This is a genomic window from Pseudidiomarina piscicola (genome assembly GCF_902806985.1).
Classification (GTDB): Bacteria; Pseudomonadota; Gammaproteobacteria; order Enterobacterales; family Alteromonadaceae; genus Pseudidiomarina; species Pseudidiomarina piscicola.
On sequence record NZ_CADCXY010000003.1, the window covers coordinates 29,189 to 53,479 of the forward strand.

General features: G+C 50.8%; 21 protein-coding genes and 1 riboswitch. Of the genes, 13 read left to right on the top strand and 8 right to left on the bottom strand.

Translation table 11 applies throughout. The annotated features are described in order from the left end of the window. The first annotated feature begins 69 nt into the window (after positions 1-69). A complete protein-coding gene (gene lpxC / locus PSI9734_RS07025; RefSeq protein ID WP_173920406.1) occupies positions 70-981 on the top strand; it encodes a UDP-3-O-acyl-N-acetylglucosamine deacetylase in 912 nt (303 codons plus the stop codon). 63 nt (positions 982-1,044) lie between these two features. Here lpxC and PSI9734_RS07030 read toward each other — a convergent pair whose 3' ends face one another. After that, positions 1,045-1,509 carry a DciA family protein gene (locus PSI9734_RS07030; RefSeq protein WP_173920407.1) on the bottom strand — a complete coding sequence of 155 codons (465 nt, stop codon included), beginning with the start codon at positions 1,507-1,509 and terminating at the stop codon, positions 1,045-1,047. Positions 1,510-1,547: 38 nt separating this feature from the next. Between PSI9734_RS07030 and PSI9734_RS07035 the strand changes: the two genes are divergently transcribed. Genes PSI9734_RS07035 through mutT form a run of 3 tightly spaced genes read left to right on the top strand, consistent with a single transcriptional unit; the run spans position 1,548 to position 5,645 of the window. Further along, a complete protein-coding gene (locus tag PSI9734_RS07035; protein WP_173920408.1) occupies positions 1,548-2,483 on the top strand; it encodes a M23 family metallopeptidase in 936 nt (311 codons plus the stop codon). A gap of 38 nt (positions 2,484-2,521) precedes the next feature. After that, on the top strand, positions 2,522-5,257 hold the full coding sequence (gene secA, locus PSI9734_RS07040; RefSeq protein WP_173920409.1) for a preprotein translocase subunit SecA: 2,736 nt from the start codon (positions 2,522-2,524) through the stop codon (positions 5,255-5,257). Further along, entirely contained in the window at positions 5,244-5,645 is a 402-nt protein-coding gene (gene mutT, locus PSI9734_RS07045; RefSeq protein ID WP_173920410.1) for an 8-oxo-dGTP diphosphatase MutT, read from the top strand. Before secA ends, mutT begins: the two co-directional genes overlap by 14 nt. Here the strand turns inward: mutT and zapD are convergent, their stop codons facing one another. The 7 genes from zapD to nadC form a co-directional block, all read right to left on the bottom strand. Next, positions 5,646-6,476 carry a cell division protein ZapD gene (gene zapD / locus PSI9734_RS07050; protein WP_173920411.1) on the bottom strand — a complete coding sequence of 277 codons (831 nt, stop codon included), beginning with the start codon at positions 6,474-6,476 and terminating at the stop codon, positions 5,646-5,648. Position 6,477: 1 nt separating this feature from the next. Further along, the gene (gene coaE, locus PSI9734_RS07055) at positions 6,478-7,095 is read right to left on the bottom strand and encodes a dephospho-CoA kinase (protein ID WP_173920412.1); all 618 of its coding nucleotides are present in this window, start codon (positions 7,093-7,095) and stop codon (positions 6,478-6,480) included. After that, positions 7,095-7,997, bottom strand: a complete 903-nt coding sequence (locus PSI9734_RS07060; protein WP_173920413.1) for a prepilin peptidase — start codon at positions 7,995-7,997, stop codon at positions 7,095-7,097. The genes coaE and PSI9734_RS07060 overlap by 1 nt, the downstream gene beginning before the upstream one ends. Then, on the bottom strand, positions 7,997-9,232 hold the full coding sequence (locus PSI9734_RS07065; RefSeq protein ID WP_173920414.1) for a type II secretion system F family protein: 1,236 nt from the start codon (positions 9,230-9,232) through the stop codon (positions 7,997-7,999). The genes PSI9734_RS07060 and PSI9734_RS07065 overlap by 1 nt, the downstream gene beginning before the upstream one ends. A 9-nt stretch (positions 9,233-9,241) precedes the next feature. Beyond that, positions 9,242-10,939: a type IV-A pilus assembly ATPase PilB gene (gene pilB, locus PSI9734_RS07070; protein ID WP_173920415.1), complete on the bottom strand. Its 1,698-nt coding sequence runs from the start codon at positions 10,937-10,939 to the stop codon at positions 9,242-9,244. 98 nt (positions 10,940-11,037) lie between these two features. Further along, positions 11,038-11,541, bottom strand: coding sequence for a pilin (locus tag PSI9734_RS07075; protein ID WP_173920416.1), 504 nt, complete (start codon positions 11,539-11,541; stop codon positions 11,038-11,040). A gap of 177 nt (positions 11,542-11,718) precedes the next feature. Next, positions 11,719-11,828: riboswitch (cyclic di-GMP riboswitch) on the bottom strand. Between the two features lie 81 nt (positions 11,829-11,909). After that, a complete protein-coding gene (nadC, locus tag PSI9734_RS07080) occupies positions 11,910-12,776 on the bottom strand; it encodes a carboxylating nicotinate-nucleotide diphosphorylase (RefSeq protein ID WP_173920417.1) in 867 nt (288 codons plus the stop codon). 104 nt (positions 12,777-12,880) lie between these two features. Here nadC and ampD point away from each other — a divergent pair, with 104 nt between their 5' ends. The 9 genes from ampD to PSI9734_RS07125 all read left to right on the top strand — a co-directional run bounded on the left by ampD (position 12,881) and on the right by PSI9734_RS07125 (position 24,264). Then, complete coding sequence (gene ampD / locus PSI9734_RS07085; protein WP_173920658.1) at positions 12,881-13,480, top strand: 1,6-anhydro-N-acetylmuramyl-L-alanine amidase AmpD; 600 nt, start codon at positions 12,881-12,883, stop codon at positions 13,478-13,480. Positions 13,481-13,493: 13 nt separating this feature from the next. After that, on the top strand, positions 13,494-14,330 hold the full coding sequence (ampE, locus tag PSI9734_RS07090; protein WP_173920418.1) for a regulatory signaling modulator protein AmpE: 837 nt from the start codon (positions 13,494-13,496) through the stop codon (positions 14,328-14,330). A gap of 118 nt (positions 14,331-14,448) precedes the next feature. After that, positions 14,449-15,204, top strand: a complete 756-nt coding sequence (gene pdhR, locus PSI9734_RS07095; protein WP_173920419.1) for a pyruvate dehydrogenase complex transcriptional repressor PdhR — start codon at positions 14,449-14,451, stop codon at positions 15,202-15,204. Positions 15,205-15,213: 9 nt separating this feature from the next. Then, positions 15,214-17,883 carry a pyruvate dehydrogenase (acetyl-transferring), homodimeric type gene (gene aceE, locus PSI9734_RS07100; protein ID WP_173920420.1) on the top strand — a complete coding sequence of 890 codons (2,670 nt, stop codon included), beginning with the start codon at positions 15,214-15,216 and terminating at the stop codon, positions 17,881-17,883. A 21-nt stretch (positions 17,884-17,904) separates the two neighbouring features. Next, positions 17,905-19,650: a dihydrolipoyllysine-residue acetyltransferase gene (gene aceF / locus PSI9734_RS07105; protein ID WP_173920421.1), complete on the top strand. Its 1,746-nt coding sequence runs from the start codon at positions 17,905-17,907 to the stop codon at positions 19,648-19,650. A gap of 88 nt (positions 19,651-19,738) precedes the next feature. After that, a complete protein-coding gene (lpdA, locus tag PSI9734_RS07110) occupies positions 19,739-21,169 on the top strand; it encodes a dihydrolipoyl dehydrogenase (RefSeq protein ID WP_173920422.1) in 1,431 nt (476 codons plus the stop codon). 175 nt (positions 21,170-21,344) lie between these two features. Continuing rightward, on the top strand, positions 21,345-21,629 hold the full coding sequence (locus tag PSI9734_RS07115; RefSeq protein ID WP_173920423.1) for an encapsulin-associated ferritin-like protein: 285 nt from the start codon (positions 21,345-21,347) through the stop codon (positions 21,627-21,629). Between the two features lie 157 nt (positions 21,630-21,786). Then, positions 21,787-23,862 carry a M13 family metallopeptidase gene (locus PSI9734_RS07120; protein ID WP_173920424.1) on the top strand — a complete coding sequence of 692 codons (2,076 nt, stop codon included), beginning with the start codon at positions 21,787-21,789 and terminating at the stop codon, positions 23,860-23,862. A 21-nt stretch (positions 23,863-23,883) separates the two neighbouring features. Beyond that, positions 23,884-24,264 (top strand): hypothetical protein, encoded by a 381-nt coding sequence (locus tag PSI9734_RS07125; RefSeq protein ID WP_173920425.1) that lies wholly within the window; start codon positions 23,884-23,886, stop codon positions 24,262-24,264. Positions 24,265-24,291: the final 27 nt, after the last annotated feature.

Sequence of the window (24,291 nt, forward strand, 5' to 3'; positions counted from 1 at the left end):
AAAGCAATTTTTCGGTAAACTATTGCGCCTTTTACTGGTCAGACGACATAGTGAGAATGAGAGCGAGCCATGAAACAACGCACAATTAAACAGCCGATTGCGTCCACAGGTGTGGGCCTGCATAAAGGCAACAAGGTTCAATTGACCCTGCGTCCGGCACCGGCAAATACCGGTCTGGTGTTTCGTCGTGTTGATTTGGAACCTGCGGTCGATATCCGTGCCAACGCTGAATTGGTGCGCGATACACGCATGTGTACCTGTTTGATCAACGACGATAACGTTCGTGTCTCAACGGTCGAGCATTTGCTTGCCGCAATTGCCGCGATGGGCATTGATAATCTCATTATTGAAGTCGACAGCCATGAAATTCCAATCATGGACGGTAGCTCGCATCCTTTCATTTACCTGCTACAGAGTGCGGGCATCGAAGAACAGGGCGCAGCGAAGAAGTTTATCCGAATTAAACAACCGGTTCGGGTTGAAGAAGATGACAAATGGGCGGAACTACTACCCCACGATGGCTTCCGCATTGATTTTGCCATCGACTTCGACCATCCGGCGATTGCTGATACCAAGCAAACAGTCAGCATGGACTTCAGTACCTCGAGCTTTATGAAAGACATCAGCCGCGCGCGTACCTTTGGCTTTATGAAGGACATCGAGTTCTTGCGTGCCAATAACCTAGCGCTTGGTGGCAGCTTTGATAACGCTGTGGTACTTGATGAATTCCGCATTTTGAACAGTGACGGCTTGCGTTACGACGATGAGTTCGTCAAACACAAAATTCTTGATGCCGTTGGCGATTTGTACATGGGTGGTCATTCAATTCTTGGCCACCTGCGTGCCTTCAAATCAGGCCACGCACTGAACAATCAGTTACTACGTGAAGTATTGCAAAACCAGGAAGCTTGGGAATTCGTGACCTTCGAAGATGAAGCCGTTGAGTCGCCAATTACCTTTGCCAGCCCGGTAACCGCCTAAGCTCTGCTGTTGTGGCTCGAATCTAAGGTTCGGGCCCAGCTCCAATCTGTTTGTAATTCCTTTCTACGGATGACTGTATTTGTCGGCAAGTGCCAGTAGCTGCGAGCGTAACGGCTCTTCGCACAGTTGCGCCTGCTCGCGCAGCTTGCGTACGGTATCTGACTCTTTTACCACAGGTTTTGCAGCGGCTGCCGGTGCTTTGGTAGGGCTGACATTACGGCTAGGACGAATGCGGATCTCAAGGGATGTCACGGTAGGCATAGCATGCGTTTGAAAATGCGTTATAATGCCCGCCTGTTCGGTTTTTAGGCGCTGTGCAACGGCCGCCGATGAAACCTGAAGAATAAGGGACGGTGCGCGAACCGCTAATACCTCACATTGGGGCAGCAACTGTTGCAACGACTGTTTTTCGAACCAGTCGCGTAATAGCTGTTGCCAGCGTAGATGTTGCTCGGTAAAGTCAGCAAACTGTTGTAGTCGCTGGCTGCCTAACAATTGATCTAGTTTTTTTGGTCGGCGACGTGGCATAGCCCTACTATCTTAGTTTTAAAGCAACGAGAGGTTGCATGAGTTTAACAGTCTTCTATAGAGGCTCCAAAGTAAAATTTGGGCTACGCCTGAGCCGCCGACGGTTAGCGTCGCTGGCCGCCGTTATGAGCATAGCTGTGCTCATGATGGTGCAGCCGTGGCGCTACTTGGTGACAAACCAGCCGGGTGAAGTGCGGCATCGAATTAGTACAGAGCAAGTGCAGTTAGCCGCACAGTCGCAGGCAGTGCAGCAAATTAAAGCCGATACGGAAAAGAAGCTGACCGCCATGACCATCCAACTGGGCGAAATGAAAGCCAAGTTGCGTCGCTTAGACCAGTTAGGTGGGCGGCTCGCGCGCAGCGCTGAAATCGATGCGGATGAGTTTGCCGGTAACGACGGCGCTACTATAGCTATGGGTGGGCCAGAAGCCTCGATTTTAGATGCGCCCGATATGGGTGCTGGTGACGTAATGGCCGACCTTGAATTAGTGCTTGCGCAACTGGACGACAAACAAAAACAGCTTGCGCTACTTGAATCTGTGCTAATGAATCATCATATCTCTGCAGAGAGCTTTGTGGCAGGGCGCCCAGTTGATGGCGGCTGGCTAAGTTCACATTATGGTGTACGCAAAGACCCTTTTAATGGGTCGCCAACCATGCATAACGGTATTGATTTTGCGAACTTAGCGGAAGATGCCGGTATTTTTGCAACCGGTGCAGGCGTTGTCACTTGGTCAGGTGAACGCTACGGTTACGGTAAGTTGGTCGAGATTGACCATGGTGGCGGGTTAAGAACGCGTTACGGTCATTGTGCTGAACTTTTAGTACAAGAGGGCGATGTTGTGACACGCGGTCAAGAAATCGCGAAGCTGGGCAGTACAGGACGTTCTACAGGGCCGCATGTGCACTACGAAGTATTGCGCAACGAACGCCATATCGACCCCAGTAAGTATGTTTATCGTGATGCTCGTTAGAGCATTGCTATCACTTAAATACAGGATTAAATAATCACATGTTTGGTAGTCTTTTCCGCAAAGTATTTGGAAGTCGCAACGACCGCATTCTTAAGGGATTGCAGAAACAAGTCGCGGCGATTAATGCCTTAGAACCAGAATTTGAAGCTCTCAGCGATAGCGAACTCAAACAAAAAACAGCTGAATTCAAACAACGTCTGGGCAAAGGTGAAACCCTTGAACAACTGCTTGTAGAGGCTTTTGCGACGGTTCGTGAAGCCAGCAAACGCGTCTACAATATGCGCCACTTCGATGTGCAGCTCGTAGGCGGTATGATCCTAAACGAGAACCGCATCGCCGAAATGCGTACCGGTGAGGGTAAAACCCTTACCGCAACCTTGTCGGCCTACCTTAACGCCTTGTCGGGCGATGGCGTGCACATTGTGACCGTGAACGACTACCTCGCGCGTCGTGATGCGGAAACCAACCGTCCGTTATTTGAGTTTCTTGATATGACCGTGGCCTTTAACGTGCCAGGCATGCCCCATCAAGAGAAGCAAGAAGCCTATCAAGCCGATATCACCTACGGTACCAACAACGAGTTTGGTTTCGATTACCTCCGTGACAACATGGCGTTTTCGCCTAAAGAGCGGGTGCAGCGTAAACTGAATTACGCCATCGTCGATGAAGTCGACTCGATTTTAATCGATGAAGCACGAACGCCATTGATCATCTCAGGAGCTGCGGAAGACAGCTCTGAAATGTACCAAAAAATGAACGAAATCGTACCGCTGTTGACCCGTGCTGAAGAAGAAGACACGGAAGAAAAACGCGGTGAAGGCGATTTCACCATCGATGAAAAAGCCAAACAGCTGCACTTAACCGAAAATGGCCAAGAGAACGTCGAAGCCATTTTGAAAGAGCGTGGCATTCTCGGTGAAGACGAATCGCTGTACTCGGCGGCAAACATTACCTTGTTGCACCATGTAAACGCTGCCCTCAAAGCGCACCATTTGTTTCAAAAAGACGTTGATTACATCGTTAAAGACGACCAGATCATCATTGTTGATGAGCATACTGGACGCACCATGGAAGGTCGTCGTTGGTCGGAAGGCTTGCACCAAGCGATGGAAGCCAAAGAAGGCGTGAAGATTCAAAACGAAAACCAAACCATGGCGTCGATCACCTTCCAAAACTACTTCCGTTTGTATACCAAGCTGGCAGGTATGACAGGTACGGCCGACACCGAAGCCTTCGAGTTTCAGTCGATTTACGGCCTGGAAACCGTGGTGATTCCAACCAATCGTCCGATGGTGCGTGACGACCGCCCTGATTTGATTTTCATCACTGCCGAAGAAAAGTACGAGGCCATTATTGCCGACATCGAAGAGTGTCGGGCGAAGATGCAACCGGCACTGGTGGGTACTATTTCGATTGAAAGCTCAGAGCTGTTGTCCAACGTTCTGCGCAAGAAAAAAATTCCTCATGAAGTACTGAACGCCAAGTTCCACGCTAAAGAAGCACAAATCGTCGCGCAAGCGGGTATGCCGGGCGCCATTACCATCGCCACCAATATGGCCGGCCGTGGTACCGACATCGTGCTCGGCGGTAACTTACAGGTTGAGATTGAGCAACTGGAAGAGCCAAGCCAAGAGACCATTGATAAAGTCAAAGCTGAATGGCAGAAGCGTCACGATCAAGTGGTTGAAGCCGGCGGTTTGCATATTATTGGTACCGAGCGTCATGAATCACGCCGTATCGATAACCAGTTACGGGGCCGTTCAGGGCGCCAAGGTGACCCAGGCTCAACGCGCTTCTATTTGTCCTTAGAAGACAGCTTGATGCGTATTTTCGCCTCTGAGCGTATGGCTGGGTTAATGAAGCGTCTCGGCATGAAGCGTGGCGAAGCCATTGAACACCCATGGGTCACGCGCGCGATTGAAAACGCCCAACGTAAAGTCGAAGGGCGCAACTTCGACATGCGTAAAGCCTTGCTTGAATTTGATGATGTGGCCAACGACCAACGTAGCGTGGTGTACGAGCAACGCAACGAGCTGTTAGACGAAGGCGACATTTCAGAAACCATACAAGTGATCCGCAGCGATGTCATAGAGCAGGTTATCGCTGAGTATATTCCACCGCAATCGTTGGAAGAAATGTGGAATGTGCAAGGTTTAGAAGAGCGCTTGCGCTCAGACTTTGACTTACCACTACCGATTCAGCAGTGGTTAGACGAAGACGATAACCTGCATGAAGAAAACTTGCGCGAGAAAATCGCCGACGAGCTCGATAAAGCCTACGCAGCGAAAGAAGAGCAAGTTGGCAAAGAAGTACTGCGCCAGTTTGAAAAAGCCATCATGCTGCAAAGCCTCGATTCTCATTGGAAAGAGCACTTGGCGGCAATGGATCACCTGCGTCAAGGCATCAACTTACGTAGCTATGCACAGAAGAATCCGAAGCAAGAATATAAACGTGAAGCATTTGAGTTGTTCACCGATATGCTCGAGGCTTTGAAGCTCGATGTGGTGACCATTCTAAGCAAAGTGCGGGTGCGTGCTGAAGAAGACGTTGAAGCCGTTGAAGCCAAACGTCGCGAAGCGGCTGCGCGCCAACAGCAAGAGTTCAAGCACGAGAGTGCTAGTGCCACCGCCAGCGCTGAAGCAGAACGTCCAGCGGCGGCACCGGCGGCCACAACACCACCAGAGCCGGCACAAGCTGGACCTCGCGTGGGCCGTAATGAACCTTGCCCATGTGGCTCGGGTAAAAAATACAAACATTGTCATGGCAAACTCTGATCCGCTGCACGTTGCCGTTGGTGTCATTGAAGGCACCGACGGTCACGTGTTCATAAGCAAACGCCATCAAGCACTGCATCAAGGCGATAAGTGGGAGTTCCCCGGCGGTAAAGTTGAGGCTGGAGAAACAGTCTACGACGCGTTGGTGCGTGAGCTCCGCGAAGAATGCAATATCGAGGTGCAGTCGGCCTCGCCGTTAACGGTGATCCATCACCAGTACCAAGACAAGCGAGTGATGCTGGATGTCTGGCGGGTAACGTCTTTTAGCGGTGAAATTGGTCAAAACGAAGGTCAGGAGTGGTTGTGGGTACCAATTTACGCCTTGGGCGCCTATCAGTTCCCCGAAGCGAATCAAGCTATTATTGATCTTTTAGAAAACCCTCTGTAATCACGGGCAGAGTGCCAACTCAAACTCGACATCGTTTTCAAAAGAGGCCTTGCCCTGTTGTGGCGCACAACTTAAGAAGCGAATGCTAAACCTTTGTTTATGCCCACTTATGACCGGATAAGCTGGTATCGCCTCAGGTACTCGAATCCGCAATAGGCTTAAGGGTTCCGTGCTTTCTTGCAGTAATCCGCCTTCGGCCACCACCCATTGAAAATGGGCTTGCCCGCGCAGCAACTCTAATTCCAGCTCGAGCCCATTAAATAAGATCTCAAACTCATGCCACCAACGCTGGCAATCTTGATCACGCTTTTGTTGCGCTTGGTGTAACCAAAAATGCAGTTGCGGCACATCAAAATTACAGGTGCCGCCCGGCATCCCGAAACGCTGGCGCGTCACGCTAAGTAAGCGGTCTTGTTTTAGATGGCTGCCAATGCGGGTCAACGGCTGGATACTCTGTATTGCGTGTTGTACGCGCTCGGCTAATGCTGTTACTTGTTGCTGATTGACGTCGGGGTGTTGGGCCCATACTTGTAACTGTGCGCGCCGGCGGTCTAAGTCTTTCTGTACGTCGGTACGCACATCGCTGCGTTCGCAGAGCTCGAGAATAGCGAATAGGGCATCGAAATAACGTGAATAGTTCGTGGCATCAACCGATTGCTGCGGTTTGAGCAACTGCTTTAAGTGTTCTAAGCGCAGGTAGGTACGTATCCGCTCATGTAACGGATATTCGTAATTAATGGTGGCGCCTTCGGTTTTTACTGTCATCGGCTCTATGATAACGGCTTCTTCAGCCGTTGCAATGCTGTCAAACAAGTCGCTTTGGTGACTCATCTCAAGTCTCCAGGCTTTTACTTGAGCCAGCCACGCGTTGTAGGTACTGCTGGTGGAGCTTTTCAACCTGCGCTGGCAGCTGCGACACTGCGCCATTGTTGTCAATCACGTCGTCGGCGGCGGCCAAACGTTCAGCGCGTGAGGCCTGTGCGGCAATAATTTGCTCTACCTGTGCCGCGCTTACCTGATCTCGCGCTTGAGTGCGCTGGCGTTGCGTGGCTTCGGTCACATCCACCACTAATACGCGATCACAAAATTGGGTGAGTTTGTTTTCAAGCAAAAGGGGGGCCGATAAGATTACATAGGCCGAGGTTGCTGCGTGTAACTGCTTAAGCATTTCTTTACGAATAAGCGGGTGGGTGAGCGCATTGAGCCATTGTTTTTCTTCAGGCTCGGCGAAGATTTTTTCGCGTAACCAAGCGCGGTTGAGGCTGCCGTCTTGTTGCAGCGCTTGACTACCATAGCGCGCCTCAACGGCTTCCAGTGCGGGACTGCCTTTATCAAGGCTTTGGCGGGCAACCACATCGGCGTCAACCACCTGAATGCCATGCGCGGCAAACAGATCAGAGACGGTTGTTTTGCCCGACCCAATGCCGCCGGTTAAGCCCAGTACCCACATTAGATGCGCACTAGCCCCCAATACCAGTGTAGCAGTGGTTCACCCCAGAGCAGGGCAATCACACCGCCACAAATCAAAAATGGACCAAAAGGAATCGGTTGGCCACGCTGATTACGTTGTAACACTTGTAAGGTAATGCCCATCACCGCGCCACTAAAGGCGGCCGCTAGTACGATCACCGGTAACAGCGTATAGCCGGCCCAAGCACCAAAAGCCGCCAGTAACTTAAAGTCGCCGTAGCCCATGCCTTCTTTACCGGTCAATAGCTTAAACGCCCAATACACTGACCACAGAAACAGATAACCGGCGATAGCGCCCATCACCGCGTCAGTGAGGGGTACGGGCCCGCCGCCCCAAGCGACGAACAGCCCGAGCCATAACGTAAAATAGGTTAACTGATCGGGTAGCAGCATGTGGTCATAATCTATAAAGAACATGCTGATAAGCACGGCGGCAAACACCATATAGTAAAGCGCTGGCCAACTGGCGCCGAAAAACCAAGCGATGCTGGCGAAGGTCACACCGGTGAGCAGCTCAATGGCTGGGTAACGCAGTGAAATAGGCGCTTTGCAGTGGCGGCACTTGGCCTTCAATAAGAGCCAGCTCACCACTGGAATATTGTCGTACCACTTTATCGGGTGCTTACATTTGGGACAGTGTGAACCGGGCGTGGCAATACTAAAGGCTTCTATCTGCGGTGGCTGCTGCTGCGGCGGTGGCTGGGAGGCCGCTTCGTCGGCGGTCAGTGCTGCACATTCCCGCTGCCATTGGCGCTGCATCATTACCGGTAAACGGCCGATCACCACATTCAAAAAGCTACCGACGACCAACCCTAAAACCAAACCTAAGAACAGCGTTAAATGGCTAAACTCTGGATATAATTGACTTATTTGTTCGAGCATTAACCGACCACCGCACCAAGGTTAAAGATAGGTAGGTACATGGCGACAATAAGCCCACCCACGAGTATACCAATGACCACCATGATCATGGGTTCTAGCAAGGCGGTCAAGTTATCCACTAGATCATCCACTTCGCGTTCGTAAACGTCGGCAACCTTGGCCAACATATCATCGAGGGAGCCCGCTTCTTCACCGATATACACCATTTGCGTGGCCATGGTGGGGAAGATATCGGCGTTGATCATCGCCGTGTTCATTTGCATACCCGAGGTGACATCGCTTTGGATGCGGTAAATGGCATCACGGTACACCGAGTTACCAGAGGCACCCGCGGCCGACTCTAGCGCACTAATCAGTGGCACGCCTGCGGCAAAGGTGGTGGAGAGGGTACGGGCAAACCGAGCAACTGCGGCTTTGTCTAAAATCATGCCCACCACTGGAATTTTAAGCGATAAGGCTTGAACTCTATCGCGAAACCTCTCGCTTTTAACCATTGCGCGGGCAAACAGCCAGCCGAGCACCAAGAAACCGGCGATCACATACACCGCGTAGGCCTGCATGATTTCGGACAAGCGCACCACAAATTGAGTCATAGCTGGTAGTTCGGCGCCAAAGTCGGAAAAGACACTCTCGAACTGAGGCACGACATAAATCAGCAATATCATGGTGACAGCGATGGCCACGACAATGACCGCAGCTGGATAGACCAAGGCTTTTTTAATCTTGGCTTTTAGCGCTTCGGACTTTTCGCGATAGGTGGCGATGCGGTCAAAGATCGCCTCTAACGAGCCGGACTCCTCACCAGAATTGACTAAATCGCAATACAGCGGGTCAAATACCTCGGGGTGTTTACGCAAGGCTGCAGCCAACGGTGACCCTGAGCCAACATCGTCGGCAATGGTCAGCATCAGGTTGCGAACTTTAACGTGATCGGTACCCCTAGCGACCATCTCCAGGCCTTGCAAAAGGGGAACACCGGCTTCAAGCATGGTGGCGATTTGGCGGGTAAACAGCGCGATATCGGCGCCTTTGATTTTCTTGTGGCCGAATAAGGGCTTGGCTTTTTTTTTCACTGAGCGCGGATTAATGCCTTGATCACGCAAGCGTGCTCGAATTTCTTTCTCATTGTCACCGCGTAAGATGCCCTTAACCTTTTGCCCCTTACGATTGAGTCCGTGCCACTGAAACTCATTAAAGTCTTCTAGCTTTTTTATTTTTTTAGTTGCAGTTGCCATGGTCAACCCTTAGTTGCTGCTGACGCGGTTTGCCTCCGCCAGGCTGGTGGTGCCGTCAGCGACCTTTTCTAATGCGGACTGTCGTAATGAATTATAGCCTTCTTTTCGCGCTTGCCGAGCAATTTGTATCGATCCTGCACTCGACATAATAAGTTCCTGAATGACCTCGGTCACTGGCATAACTTCGTAAATACCTGTACGCCCCTTATAACCGTTGGTACATTGCTCGCAACCAACGGGCTTGTGAATGGTTAAGTGGGGCAGTTGTTCCTCGGTAAAGCCCTGACGCAGCAACTCTTCTTTAGGTATTTCTTCGGGCTCTTTACACTCGTTACAGAGGCGCCGTGCCAAGCGCTGCGCGATAATCAGGGTGACCGAACCGGCAATATTGTACGACGGCACTCCCATATTCATTAAACGTGTGAGGGTTTCGGCAGCGGAGTTGGTGTGCAAGGTTGACATCACCAAGTGACCGGTTTGTGCCGCTTTAATGGCAATTTCCGCCGTTTCTAAGTCACGGATCTCACCGACCATGACGACGTCAGGGTCTTGCCGTAAGAACGAGCGCAGGGCGTCAGCGAAGGTGAGACCAGCTTTGACATTAATTTGCACCTGGTTAATACCATAAAGGTTAATCTCGACCGGATCTTCGGCCGTCGAGATGTTGACCTCGTTGGTATTGAGAATATTCAAGCCGGTATACAGCGACACGGTTTTACCCGAGCCCGTGGGGCCGGTCACCAAAATCATCCCTTGCGGTTTAGCCAGCGCCTCTTCATACAAGCGTTGCTGGTCGGGCGCATAACCAAGGGATTCGATACCCATCATGGCCGCTGCCGAATCAAGGATCCGCAGTACAATTTTCTCGCCATACATGGTTGGCAACGAGCTAACGCGAAAATCAATCGCTTTGTTCTTCGAAAGCCGTAGCTTGATGCGACCATCTTGGGGGAGTCGGCGTTCAGCGATATCTAACTGTGACATTACCTTTAAACGTGCGGCAATACGTGCCGACAGGGCAAACGGCGGTCGTGCAATTTCAAGCAGCACGCCGTCAATACGAAAGCGAATACGGTATTCGCCCTCGTAGGGTTCAAAGTGCAAATCTGAGGCGCCGCGCTTGATGGCATCGAGCAGCATTTTGTTAATGTAAATAACAATAGGCGCATCGTTCTTACCATCGACATTCACTGCGCCGTGGTCGTCGCGAATTTCGCCGTCGGCGTCAATTTCACGTAGTTCTTGTTCGTCTTGTTCGGTAACTCCGAGCATCGAACTTTCATTTTCCAACAGCTTATCAATAAGCCTTTGTAGCTTGTCTTCTTGCACCAACACCGCTTCCGATTGCAAGCGGGTTCGGAATTGAAACTCATCAAGGGTTTCAATACGGGTCGGGTCAGAGACCGCGATATAAAGCACATTGCCACGCTGATACAAAGGTACCGCATGGTTTTTGCGAATCAACCGCTCATTGATAAATTGAGGAGGGATTTGTTCGGCGTTAAAAGCATCAAGATCTAACCAAGGACAGTTGGACACCTGATAGCAGAAAGCCGCCAGCTCACTAGGCTGTATAAGTTTGCGTTCCAGCAGAATACTGGTAAAGGGGAGCTTGGTTTCCCATGCATACTCGCTACAACTTTTGAGTTGCGCTTCAGGGATTCTTCTGTCACGCAGCAAAAGCGCCGCAAGGGAGTGGTGTAGCATAGTTTTAAAATCTGTCTCACTCGTATGTTGGAACCCAGAGATAGGGCACACCGTACCTCTGGGTTATAAAACACCTTTCCTTGCTAAATAACAGACATTTAGCTACCAGAATAAGCTGATGTGCATCCGTCTATCCGTGAATCTGAGCCGTCATCGCCAAAATCAGAGCAGGCGATAGTCCAATTCATATTTGTTCCGCTTGCTGGACTTGGAGTTAGCTCAACAGTGATATTACCAGCCGAATCTCCGGCAGCAATTGCATCAAGTTCAGCAACAATAACACCATCAGAGACAGATGCGCTATTGAGACCGTTTACTGCATCACTATCTGTTAAAGCCGCAGGAATCTTTGTGGGAATCGGGTTGCCATCACCGTCGTCGACTGAACCACTGCTGCTGCATCCGCTTAATTGGCCTGACTCGTGGTAACACAATGCGACAGCAGTTTTATAAGAACCCAATGCAGCTATACCCGTGGCTGCCCTCGCACGCTGCGTATAATCAGAGTAAAGTGGAATGGCGACGGCCGCCAAGATACCGATGATTGCAACCACAATCATCAACTCAATTAAGGTAAAACCTTTTTGTACTTGCGCTTTCATGTCAAATCTCCCGAAACTGACGTAAGTAATTAACTATTACATTATTATTGTTGTACGGTGTGGCATTCCTTTGTTGGTCTAACACACCAACAACAAACCCTGCACTAGTCGAAAGACTGTGGTTGCGCTTGCGACCGTATTTATAGCCGAAAAAGCCACGCCATCCACCAGACTTTAACTTGCAGCCCCGCTATCCGCCAGTACCTTTACAGTAAAAGGTTGAAAAGAACCGGTGGGGACCGGAGGTTTTGCGTCACCACTTCTCAGCGGTTTTGCCTTTTAAAGCAATCGCCTGGCAATCCCCGAGCTGGGCTCGCGGTTTGCGCACTGCAACTTAAACATAGCAGATGTAAGGAAGTCGTCAATAGTTAGACATCTGAAATACGGAGGGAAAGGTCAATGGCTTGCACATGTTTGGTTAATGCCCCAGAAGAAATGTAATCAATTCCAGTAGTTACTAGCGCGTCCAATTGTTCGCGAACAACATTGCCCGACACTTCAAGGCGAACATTTTTTGACCTTTGCTTAACGGCACTATGAATATCCTCATAGCTGAAGTTGTCTAACATGATAATGTCAGCGCCGGCGGCCATCGCGGCTTGGTACTCTTCGAGCGACTCGACTTCGACTTCGACCACTTTATTGGGGTTTAATTGACGCGCCTCATTAATTGCCGCCGCAATCGAGCCACAGGCCATAATGTGGTTCTCTTTAATCAGATAGGCATCGTACAGCCCCACTCGGTGATTACTACCGCCGCCGCAGGCCACTGCATATTTAAGTGCGGTGCGAAGTCCTGGCAGGGTTTTACGGGTATCGAGTAACTTGGTGTGCGAGCCGGCAAGTAAGGCCACGTAACTAGCCGTGGTGGTGGCGACGCCTGATAAGGTTTGTAGAAAATTCAATGCGGTACGTTCACCGGTGAGCATGACGCGGGCCGGGCCGCGAAGCTCACACAGCTGTTGATTCGCCGTCACTTTATCGCCATCGCTTACATGCCAGGTAATTTCCACCTGCGCGCCTAACTGAGCAAACACTTCATCGACCCACTGGGTGCCGCAAACCACCGCATCTTCACGGGTAATAATACTTCCGTGAGCTTGCTGGCTGGCGGGAATTAACTGAGCAGTGATATCGAGATCTGCGGATAGACCATTAAGATCTTCAGTAAGGGCGCGCGTGACCATGTGCTGGCGATCGGCGGCGAGAAGTTCTGGTTGTACCCGTGTATCCATGTTGGTGCTCGTTGTGGTCGTCGATGAAAGGCCTTATTGTAATGGCTCGTGACGGGGGTGACAATGGTCACCCGGTGATAAACAAGGCAGTAGGTAGGAATAACATGAGTGGTGTCGGCAGTATTGAACAAGGTGAACAAGGCCGTATTCAACAAGGCAGGTACACAGCGGCGCAGCAGAAACAGTCACCGCATCATGACGAGCGCAGTGATCCGACGGATATTAGTGTGCTAGTGGTGCATTGCATCAGTTTACCGGCGGGCCAATTTGGTCTGCCTTATATCGACCAACTGTTTATGGGCACCTTAGATCCCACCTCGGATCCGTCGTTCGGCATTTTGCAAGGGCTCAGAGTGGCAGCCCATATGGTGATTCACCGCGATGGTCACATGGTGCAGTATGTGCCATTTGATAAGCGCGCTTGGCATGCTGGGGTGTCGCACTATTGCGGGCGCAAAGGGTGTAACGACTTCAGTATCGGAATAGAGCTTGAGGGAACCGACACAGAACCCTACACTAAAGAACAGTATCAACAGTTAGCAAAGGTTGCGGCAAGTTTAGTGCAGCACTACCCAGCACTCACACCGCAACGTATTGTCGGCCACCAGCACATTGCGCCCGTACGCAAAACCGACCCGGGCCCAGCGTTTGATTGGCAGTATTTTAAGCAGTTAGTAGCGCAGCAACTGCACGGTGCTGCATAGCGAGGGAAGATAAATGCAATTACTGGCAATTTTATTGGCGTATTCTTTAGAGCGCTCGGTGACCCTGAGCCGCAACCTGCACTGGCGCCGCATTGTTCTGCGCTGGCAGCAGTGGCAGGTGAAGAAAACCCAAGTCGGCGGTGACTCCCAAGAAAAAATTGCGCAGTGGCGCCAACACTTGCTGGGTGAAATTGTTTGGGCGGTGCTGCCGGCACTTATTATTACCTTCGTGGTGACGCTGGTCGATTCGTTCTTGCTGTCGTTTGTGATTGCCGTGTTGGCGCTACTAGCCACCATGCAATGTGGTGCCGCTCGCGCAGCTTACAAAGCATACTTAGAAGCTGCCAATAGCGGTGATACCGCTGCCGCCGCCGAGCAATTAAGGCAATTACGCCGTGCAGCCGGACGGCACGAGGCAGCCCCGGTGCATGACCTGCTGCTCTGGGTTCACCTACGTTATTACTTTGCGCCGCTTTTGTATTACGTTATTTTTGGTGTGTTTGGGGTCTTGGCGTACGCCACCTTGCGCGACATGAAACACCCGCGTAATAAAGCCTGGACGCAACTACAACTGGTCGTGCATTGGTTACCCACCCGTATCATGTCGTTCGGCTTCCTGATGGTGGGGAACTTTGGTAAAGCCTTGCCAGTATGGCTGAGCTCCGTCGGCAACACGCCGCAAAACAACTTTGAGGCATTGAGCAAAATTGCCGCAGCCGCCGAACACCTTGAGCCAAGTCACGACGACGATATCACTTCGACTGCTCTGACCACTGTCGCGCTACTGAAGCGTAACCTGCTGTTTTTCATTGTTTTACTCGCCGTTATGACGATCGCCGGTTGGTTCTAGCAATTTAGTGTTTGGGTTCACCACCCAACTAGTCTACAATAAGCATGGTAAGACCAATGCACCAACGAGCAACGAACAGCGAAGCGTACGAATAACGAGCAACGAGTAACGAGCAACCATGGCTTTTGACCGTATACAACCGACTAAACTGTCCGACGTAATCATGCAACGCATTGAAGCCATGATTGTCGACGGAACCCTTGAAGCTGGGGCTCGATTGCCATCAGAGCGCGACCTTGCGCATCAGTTTTCGGTGTCACGGCCGAGTTTGCGCGAAGCCATTCAAAAACTTGAAGCGCGCGGTTTACTTGAGCGACATCAAGGCGGCGGTACTTATGTGTGCGATAACATGCAGAAACGCGTGGCGGAGCCACTCCTAGAACTGCTAACACAGCACCCAGAATCGCAGTTCGACCTGCTAGAGTTCCGTCACGCGCTCGAAGGCATTTCTTCTTACTACGCGGCCATGCGTGGTACCGCGACCGACATTGAGCGCATCGAAGAAAGCTTTAAAGCAGTGCAGCGCGATGCTTCTGGGGAGCTCGTCGCACAGGCGCAAGCACTCAACGAATTCAACCTGAGAATCTGCGAAGCATCGCATAATGTGATCCTCTTGCATTTAGTGCGGAGTATGCAGCCACTGTTACAACAAAATATTCAGCAAAACCTGCAGGACTTGTCGCATAAAGCCGGCGTCATGCAGCAATTACACCAACATCGGCAGCACATTGTCACTGCTATTTCGGCTGGCGAGCCTGAACAGGCGCGCGATGCGTGCCATCAACTGCTAGCCTATATTGAAAACGCGTTATTGACTTCGAATCGCGAGCAGTCGCGCATTCAGCGGTCATTACGTCGAACGCAAACTGGGTAAGGATAGAGTATGAATGATCATTTGAAAGACGACCTTGATCCACAGGAAACACGCGAGTGGTTAGACTCCCTCGAAGTCGTGTTAGAAGAAGATGGCCCGGAGCGTGGTCATTATCTGTTGGAGTCTTTGATTGAGAAAGCGCGTCGTAGCGGTGCTTACCTACCGTATGCGGCGACGACCGCTTACTTGAACACTATTCCGGCCAGCCAAGAGCCGACCATGCCGGGTGACCAAAGCATGGAAGCGCGGATCCGTTCAGCAGTGCGCTGGAATGCGCTAGCAATGGTGCTTCGTGCGTCGAAAAAAGAACTCGAGCTGGGTGGTCACATCTCCAGCTTTGCTTCGTCGGCAATGCTATATGATGTTGGCTTTAACCATTTCTTCCGCGCACCAACGGAGCAAGACGGTGGTGACTTCTTATTTATCCAAGGCCACGCGTCGCCGGGTATCTATGGTCGCGCCTATCTCGAAGGGCGTATTAGCGAAGACCAGCTGAACAATTTCCGTCAGGAAGTTGACGGCGAGGGCGTGAGCTCTTACCCACACCCGAAATTAATGCCAGAGTTCTGGCAGTTCCCAACGGTTTCTATGGGCTTGGGGCCGATTCAGGCGATTTACCAAGCGCGCTACTTGAAGTACCTCACCGATCGCGGCATTAAAGACTGCTCGAACCAGCGCGTGTACTGCTTCTTGGGCGATGGCGAGGTGGACGAGCCAGAAAGCTTGGGTGCGATTGGCCTTGCCACTCGTGAAGGTTTAGACAACCTGACCTTTATCGTTAACTGTAACTTACAACGGTTAGACGGCCCGGTACGTGGTAACGGCAAAATTATTCAAGAGCTGGAAGGCACCTTCCGCGGTGCTGGCTGGGAAGTCATTAAAGTGATTTGGGGTCGTTACTGGGATCCACTTCTGTATCGCGATACCGAAGGCCAACTGGCGCAAATCATGCAAGATAGCGTCGACGGTGAGTACCAAAACTACAAAGCCAAAGGCGGTGCTTACACGCGCGAGAACTTCTTCGGTAAAACCGAAGCAACCAAAGAAATGGTGGCCAACTTATCCGACGAGGATATTTGGCGCTTGAACCGTGGTGGTCACGATCCAGTGAAAGTCTACTCTGCTTACCACAAAGCGGTGAACACTAAAGGTCGGCCACAGGTGATCTTGGCGAAAACCGTGAAAGGTTACGGTATGGGTGCGGCAGGCGAAGGTAAAAACATCGCCCACCAGGTTAAGAAGATGGACATGGACGCCATTAAACACTTCCGTGACCGTTTCAATATTCCGATTAAAGACGAAGACTTGGAAGATATTCCACTGTACAAATTCCCGGACGACAGCCCGGAAATGAAGTACATGCGTGAACGTCGTGACTCCCTTGGCGGCTACATGCCAAAACGTCGCCCAACGACCGACGTTGAGTTAGAGATGCCGGCATTAAAAGCTTTTGATGCGGTACTGAAAGGCTCTGGCGATCGTGAGATATCATCGACCATGGCATTCGTACGCGTGTTAACCGCATTGTTGAAAGACAAGAAAATCGGTAAACGCATCGTGCCTATTATTCCTGATGAAGCGCGTACCTTCGGTATGGAAGGTTTGTTCCGTCAGGTGGGTATTTACTCGAGCCAAGGTCAGAAATACGAACCACAAGACGCTGACCAAGTGGCGTACTATCGTGAAGATACCAAGGGCCAAGTGCTGCAAGAAGGTATCAACGAGCTCGGTGCGATGGCCTCGTGGGTAGCAGCAGCGACCAGCTACTCGACCAACAATGAACCGATGATTCCGTTCTACATCTATTACTCGATGTTTGGTTTCCAGCGAGTTGGTGACTTAGTGTGGGCCGCTGGTGACAGCCAAGCCCGTGGCTTCCTGATTGGCGGTACCGCCGGTCGTACCACCTTGAACGGTGAAGGCTTGCAACACCAAGACGGTAGCAGCCACATCTTGTTTAACACCGTGCCAAACTGTGTCACCTATGACCCGACCTTTGGTTATGAAGTTGCGGTGATTGTGCAAGACGGCTTACGTCGCATGTATGGCGAACAAGAAAACGTGTTCTACTACTTGACCGTGATGAACGAGAACTACCAACAGCCGGCAATGCCTGAAGGCGTTGAAGAAGGCATCATCAAAGGTATGTACGAGCTCGAAGAGCACAAAGCCAAGAAAGCCAAAGGCGAAGTGCAACTGTTAGGTTCAGGAACTATTCTGCAACAAGCGCGACGCGCAGCAGAGATCCTCGCTGAGCAGTTTAACGTGACCGCTAAAGTGTATAGCACAACGTCATTCAACGAATTGGCGCGCGATGGCATGGACGTTGACCGCGAGAACATGTTGAACCCAGCTAGCAAAGCTAAAGAAGCTTATGTGACTAAGCTGTTAGCCAAAGCGAAAGGGCCAACGATTGCGGCCACCGACTATCAGAAACTGTACGCAGACCAAATTCGCGCTTGGGTACCAACCCCTTATCGCGTGCTAGGTACCGACGGTTTCGGTCGTTCAGACAGTCGTGAGAATTTACGTCGCCACTTTGAAGTAAGTGCCGAGTACATTGTTGTTGCGGCCTTGTCGGAGCTTGCCAAAGCAGGGGATATCGACGCTAAAGAAGTGACCAAAGCGATCAAAGAGTTCGATATCGACACCAACAAAATCAACCCACTTTACGCGTAAGCGACGGGAGCGGAGGCAAACATGGCAGATTTAAAAGAAGTGCTCGCCCCCGATGTGGGCGGAGACGAAGTTGAAGTCATTGAGATCTTAGTCAGTGAAGGCGACAGTGTTGAGGCGGAAGACGGCCTGATCACCGTTGAAAGTGACAAAGCATCAATGGACATTCCAGCACCTTTTGGTGGCAAGGTTGGCGAAATCAAAGTCAGCGTTGGCGACAAAATTGGTGAGGGCGATTTAATTGCGATGCTCGAAGCTGGCGAGGAGTCTGAGGATTCGGACTCTTCTGATGATTCGGAATCCGCGCCGGCTGACGCCGGTGCATCGTCTGATGACGATGCAGAAGGGGCAGACCGCTCCGAGTCTGACGCCGACGATGGCGGCTCTGACGATGACCAGGGCGAGACCGAAGTGATTGAGGTGAAAGTACCGGATATTGGTGACGACGGCGAAGTTGACGTTATCGAGGTACTGGTTGCGGTAGGCGATACCATCGACAAAGAAGATGGCTTGATTACCCTGGAAACCGACAAGGCAACCATGGACGTGCCAAGCCCGCAAGCAGGAACCGTGAAGTCCGTTGAAGTAAGCACAGGCGACAAAGTGAAAGAAGGCTCGCTGGTGATTACCTTAGAAGTGACGGGCGCTGGTTCAGACCAAGCTGCTGCGTCAGACACTGATAAAGGTACCAAGTCAGACGCGTCTAAAGCGAGTGCCGAAGAGAGTGCCAAAGAGAGTGCTAAAGAGAGTGCCAAAGAGAGTACCGAAGAGACCGATAAAGACGAGCGCAGAGCACCACCTGTGCCTGATCATCCGTTGGACAAAAAAGGTAAAGCCGAAGGTTTGGCGTATGCCTCACCTGCGGTGCGTCGTTTGGCACGCGAATTCGGCGTTAACTTAAATCAAGTTAAAGGCTCGGGACGCAAAAACCGTATTCTCAAAGAAGACGTGCAAGAGCATGTGAAATACGAACTGTCGCGGCCGAAAGCAACAGCATCTGCAGGCTCAGCCCAAGGTGCAGGTGGCTTGCAAGTGATTGCACCACCGAAAGTCGATTTCAGCAAGTTTGGTGAAATTGAAGAAGTACCTTTGACGCGGATTCAGAAAATTTCGGGACCAAATCTGCATCGTAACTGGGTCACCATTCCACACGTGACGCAATTCGACGAAGCCGATATTACCGAGCTTGAGAAATTCCGTAAGCAAGAGAACGAGCTGCAGGCGAAGAAAAAAGACGGTGTAAAAATTACGCCTCTGGTCTTCATCATGAAAGCCGTTGCTAAAGCGCTGCAAGAGTTTCCAGTGTTCAACTCGTCGTTACACGAAGATGGCGAGCACCTGATCATGAAGAAATACATTCATATCGGGATTGCAGTGGACACCCCTGGAGGTCTTGTTGTTCCGGTGATTCGTGATGTTGATAAAAAAGGCATCTATGAATTGTCAGAAGAATTGATCGATGTCAGTACCCGTGCTCGCGATGGCAAATTGAAAGCCCAAGACATGCAAGGTGGCTGCTTCTCAATTTCAAGCCTTGGTGGCATTGGTGGTACAGCGTTTACGCCGATTGTGAACGCTCCCGACGTAGCGATTTTAGGCGTCTCGAAAAGCGAGATGAAGCCGAAGTGGAACGGCAGTGAGTTCGAGCCACGCTTAACGCTGCCGACAAGCTTGTCTTACGACCACCGTGTGATTGACGGTGCCGTTGCTGCACGCTTTAGTGTGTACCTATGCAACGTGTTGTCAGATATTCGCAAGATGATTCTATAAATTAAACAAATCGCGTTGGGGCTGCTATAATCGGCCCCGCGCGAAGTTAACCGAATTCAACGAAATTCTACGAAAGTAAGAGGTCGTCATGAGCAAAGAAATTAATGCCCAAGTGGTCGTACTCGGTGCGGGCCCTGGTGGTTATGCAGCAGCTTTTCGGGCTGCAGACTTAGGTTTAGAAACCGTAATGGTTGAACGCTATAGCACCCTTGGTGGTGTCTGTTTGAACGTTGGCTGTATTCCATCAAAAGCCTTGCTGCACCTTGCCAAGCACATTGAAGATGCGAAGCATTTGGCCGACGAAGGCGTTGCTTTTGGCGAGCCGGAAATTGATCTGGACAAAATACGCAAGCATAAAGAGAAGGTTGTGGGTCAGTTGACCGGCGGTCTTGGTCAAATGTCGAAGATGCGTAAAGTGAAAGTCGTTACCGGTAACGGCGAGTTTGCCAGCGATAAGCAAATGAAAGTCACTGACAGCGATGGTAAAGAGACCACCATCAACTTTGAGCATGCCATTGTGGCAACTGGCTCACAGTCGATCAAATTGCCTTTCGTTCCTCATGACGACGAGCGCGTTTGGGACTCGACTGCAGCGTTAGAATTACGTTTTGTACCAGAGCGTATGTTGATTTTAGGCGGCGGTATCATCGGCTTAGAAATGGGCTGTGTGTACAGTGCTCTAGGCTCGAAAATTGACGTTGTCGAAATGACTGAGCAGCTGATCCCACCTGCCGATAAAGACATCATCAAGCCGTTCATGAAGAGCATTAAAGGTAAGTTCGACAACATTATGTTGAACACCAAAGCGGCTAAAGTTGAAGCCAAAAAAGACGGCATCTATGTGACCTTTGAAGGCGACAAAGCACCGAAAGAACCAGTGAAATACGACGCCGTATTGGTTGCTGTTGGCCGCGCGCCAAACGGCACTAAGATCGGTGCCGAGAATGCCGGTGTGAAGGTTACAGACCGCGGCTTTATTGAAGTTGATAAGCAAATGCGTACCAACGTCAAAAATATCTTCGCCATTGGTGACCTTGTTGGTCAACCGATGCTGGCGCACAAAGCGACCCATGAAGGTCATGTCGCCGCAGAAGTGATTGCCGGTAAGAAGCATTATTTTGATCCGAAAGTCATTCCTTCGATTGCTTATACGGACCCAGAAGTTGCATGGGCTGGCTTAACTGAAAAAGAAGCCAAAGAGCAAGGCGTCGAATACGAAGCTGCAGTGTTCCCATGGTCCGCTTCAGGCCGTGCCATTGCGCAAGGTTCAACCGACGGTATGACGAAGTTATTGTTCGATAAGAACAACCGTATTATCGGTGGTGCCATGGTGGGTTCCAACGCTGGTGAATTGCTTGGTGAAGTATGCCTGGCCATCGAAATGGGTTGTGACGCAGAAGATATCGGCCTAACCATTCATGCACACCCAACGCTGCATGAAACTGTAGGCCTAGCCGCCGAAGTGTTTGAAGGTTCAATTACAGACCTGCCAAACAAAAAAGCGAAAAAGAAAAAGTAGTCGCCCCCATTCGGGATACTTCTTACAAACACCGCGCTGGCGCAGCCACCGCGGTGTTTTTTTGTTTGCGCTCCGACCGCGAGCATAGCATTCCAGTTGTATAGCTGCGGCGCATCCCGTAAGGTAAAGAAGTAGTTCGCAGACAAACTTTCTTACTAAAAGATAGGAGCAAGTTATGGCTAACGAAGGTTATCATGAACCCTACGAGTTATTGTCCGACGAAACCCGAGACATGCATCGTGCCATCATCTCTCTGATGGAAGAACTGGAAGCCGTCGATTGGTATAACCAACGCATTGACGTCTGCAAAGATGACGAGCTCAGAAAAATTCTGATCCACAACCGTGATGAAGAGAAAGAGCATGCGGCAATGGCGTTGGAATGGATCCGCCGTCGCGACAAGAAATTTGATGAAGAACTCAAAGAGTACCTATTCACCGAAGAAGTAATAGGGCACTAACACACTAACTGCGTTATTCGTTAGTCGTACGCTGCGCTGTTCGTGCGCGCTGCGCGCTGTTCGTTTAAATTATCGACGAGCAGTGAGCAACGCGAACGTACAAACAGCGAAGCGTACGAATAGCGCAGCGCACGAATCACGAATGAATGAGGACGTTATGCGTAAAGTAAGTACTTTGGCCCTAAGCGTGGCCCTTGCCCTTGGCGTTGCCGCCTGTTCACCGCAGCAAAACCAAATGAACGCGAATGAACAAGCGACTGAGCAAGCTCAGCAACAACTGTCTTCGGGCCTTGATATGAGCGACTTCAATACTGAAGTACGGCCACAAGATGACCTGTTTACCTATGTTAATGGTGGCTGGGTTGAGAAAACTGAAATTCCTGCGGACCGTTCACGCGTAGGCTCGTTTAACGAACTTCGTGACGAGAACCAAGAACGCTTGCGCAGCATTATTGAAGACGCCGCAGCAAGCTCACCAGAAGCCGGCTCAAATGCCGCGAAAATCGGTGACTTCTTTAATAGTTTCATGGACGTTGAGCGTCTTAACTCTTTAGGTTATCAGCCGATTGCTGCCGACTTAGAAGCTATTAGTCAGTTACAAAACCATGATCAAGTGGCGGCACACTTTGCCCAACTTGCGCGTTTAGGTGTGAGCTCACCGTTTGGTTTCTATGTGTACGCTGATGCCAAGAATCCTGACGTGAACACCATGTATATGTCGCAATCAGGTCTTGGTTTACCAGACCGCGATTATTACTTGAAAGACGACGAGAAGTTCGTAGAAATTCGTGCAGAGTACAAATCGTACATTGCCGATATTCTGACCTTGGTTGGCTACGACGCGGACCAAGCACAGAGCGCGGCTGATGCCGTACTTGAACTTGAAACCGAGCTAGCTGAAGTTCAGTGGAGCCGAGTTGAAAGCCGTAATGCGGACAAAACCTACAACAAGAAAACCATGGACGAGCTGCAAGAGCTACTGGGCGATTTCAACTTAGGTGCCTACACCGAAGCGGCAGGCATCGCCACCGTTGATGAAGCCGTGGTACGTCAGCCGTCTTACTTCACCAGCTTTGGTGAAATGTTCGACGAAGTTTCACTGGAAGACTGGCAGCACTACATGAGCCTGCGCTTAGTGAGCAACTTCTCCAATGCCTTAAGCGAAGAAATCAACGATCGTCAATTTGCCTTCTACGGCAAAGTGCTCCGTGGCACACCAGAGCAAGAGCCACGTTGGAAACGCGGTGTTAATGCGACGGACAGTGCTTTGGGCGAAGTGTTAGGGCAACTTTATGTGGCTGAATACTTCCCACCAGCGGCCAAAGAGCGCATGGAAACCTTGGTTGATAACCTTATCAAAGCTTATGGTGAATCAATCAAAGATCTCGAGTGGATGAGTGAAGAAACCAAGCAAAAAGCCTTGGAAAAACTTAGCAAATTCACCCCTTATATTGGTTATCCGAGCGAGTGGCGTGACTACTCAGCGTTAGTGGTTGCTGAAGACGATTTAGTGGGCAACTACAAACGTTCTGCCGAGTTTGATTACCAAGAAAACATCAGCAAAATCGGTGAGCCAGTGAAAGCTGAAGACTGGGGCATGACACCACAAACCGTAAATGCTTACTACAGCCCCGTACGCAACGAAATCGTGTTCCCTGCGGGTATTTTGCAACCGCCATTCTTCGACTTAGAAGCGGAAGATGCAGTGAACTACGGTGGTATTGGTGCGGTTATCGGTCATGAAATTGGCCACGGTTTTGATGACCAAGGCTCTAAATACGATGGCGACGGAAACCTGCAAAGCTGGTGGACAGACGCTGACCGTGAAGCGTTTGATGCGCGCGGCGCGCAACTTGCAGCGCAATACGATAGCTATGAGCCAATCGAAGACGTATTCGTCAACGGTAAGCTAACCCTTGGTGAAAACATTGGCGATTTGGCCGGCTTAACCATCGGTTACCGCGCTTATGTTGACTCACTGAACGGTGAACCTTCACCTGTGCTTGACGGCTTTACTGGTGAACAACGGGTGTTCTTAGGTTGGGCGCAAGTATGGCAAACCAAGCAACGCGATGAATATACCCGCAACCAAGTGTTGAGTGATCCACACTCGCCTGCGTACTATCGTGTGAACGGTACCGTGGTGAACGTGCCGGCGTTTTATGAAGCCTTTGACGTTAAACCAGGTGATGAAATGTACTTACCACCAGAAGAACGCGTGACCATCTGGTAAGAAATAGGTTACACTGCAGCCATGAAAGCATTTCTTTGGTTGATTATTGTGTCGTTATTACTGGTGCCGCTTGCGGCGCCAGTTGCTGCAGCGTCCGCGTTGAACGCCGACGTTGCGGTAACGGCAACAGTGGTCACTGAACATCATGCCAACATGGCGGCAGACCATGCCTGTTGTGATGATTCAGCTGAGGCGCAAGCTGCGCCTTATGCTGAGATGATGCAGTGCGATGGTAGCTGTGGCGATTGCCAACACCATTGTGGCGCGAGCGCCTTAGCACTGTTACCAAGTTTAAATGCCAATGCTCCGGTGAGTGAACACGGGCAATGGCTTCTTCCTGCAACAAATCTACTAACCCGCCAAGACCGTCACGACCGTCCCCCAATGCCTGCCACTAGCTGATCTCTCTTTTTTCAGTTTTTAGTGCAG

Bases quoted from the DNA above. Each gene is read 5' to 3' on its own strand.
- PSI9734_RS07060 (WP_173920413.1), bottom strand. From the start codon at position 7,997: ATGCTCGAACAAATAAGTCAATTATATCCAGAGTTTAGCCATTTAACG.
- PSI9734_RS07120 (WP_173920424.1), top strand. From the start codon at position 21,787: ATGCGTAAAGTAAGTACTTTGGCCCTAAGCGTGGCCCTTGCCCTTGGC.
- PSI9734_RS07065 (WP_173920414.1), bottom strand. From the start codon at position 9,232: ATGGCAACTGCAACTAAAAAAATAAAAAAGCTAGAAGACTTTAATGAG.
- PSI9734_RS07030 (WP_173920407.1), bottom strand. From the start codon at position 1,509: ATGCCACGTCGCCGACCAAAAAAACTAGATCAATTGTTAGGCAGCCAG.
- pdhR (WP_173920419.1), top strand. From the start codon at position 14,449: ATGGCTTTTGACCGTATACAACCGACTAAACTGTCCGACGTAATCATG.
- PSI9734_RS07035 (WP_173920408.1), top strand. From the start codon at position 1,548: ATGAGTTTAACAGTCTTCTATAGAGGCTCCAAAGTAAAATTTGGGCTA.
- zapD (WP_173920411.1), bottom strand. From the start codon at position 6,476: ATGAGTCACCAAAGCGACTTGTTTGACAGCATTGCAACGGCTGAAGAA.
- PSI9734_RS07115 (WP_173920423.1), top strand. From the start codon at position 21,345: ATGGCTAACGAAGGTTATCATGAACCCTACGAGTTATTGTCCGACGAA.
- nadC (WP_173920417.1), bottom strand. From the start codon at position 12,776: ATGGATACACGGGTACAACCAGAACTTCTCGCCGCCGATCGCCAGCAC.
- PSI9734_RS07075 (WP_173920416.1), bottom strand. From the start codon at position 11,541: ATGAAAGCGCAAGTACAAAAAGGTTTTACCTTAATTGAGTTGATGATT.
- coaE (WP_173920412.1), bottom strand. From the start codon at position 7,095: ATGTGGGTACTGGGCTTAACCGGCGGCATTGGGTCGGGCAAAACAACC.
- lpdA (WP_173920422.1), top strand. From the start codon at position 19,739: ATGAGCAAAGAAATTAATGCCCAAGTGGTCGTACTCGGTGCGGGCCCT.
- ampE (WP_173920418.1), top strand. From the start codon at position 13,494: ATGCAATTACTGGCAATTTTATTGGCGTATTCTTTAGAGCGCTCGGTG.
- ampD (WP_173920658.1), top strand. From the start codon at position 12,881: ATGAGTGGTGTCGGCAGTATTGAACAAGGTGAACAAGGCCGTATTCAA.
- mutT (WP_173920410.1), top strand. From the start codon at position 5,244: ATGGCAAACTCTGATCCGCTGCACGTTGCCGTTGGTGTCATTGAAGGC.
- secA (WP_173920409.1), top strand. From the start codon at position 2,522: ATGTTTGGTAGTCTTTTCCGCAAAGTATTTGGAAGTCGCAACGACCGC.
- aceE (WP_173920420.1), top strand. From the start codon at position 15,214: ATGAATGATCATTTGAAAGACGACCTTGATCCACAGGAAACACGCGAG.
- PSI9734_RS07125 (WP_173920425.1), top strand. From the start codon at position 23,884: ATGAAAGCATTTCTTTGGTTGATTATTGTGTCGTTATTACTGGTGCCG.
- aceF (WP_173920421.1), top strand. From the start codon at position 17,905: ATGGCAGATTTAAAAGAAGTGCTCGCCCCCGATGTGGGCGGAGACGAA.
- lpxC (WP_173920406.1), top strand. From the start codon at position 70: ATGAAACAACGCACAATTAAACAGCCGATTGCGTCCACAGGTGTGGGC.
- pilB (WP_173920415.1), bottom strand. From the start codon at position 10,939: ATGCTACACCACTCCCTTGCGGCGCTTTTGCTGCGTGACAGAAGAATC.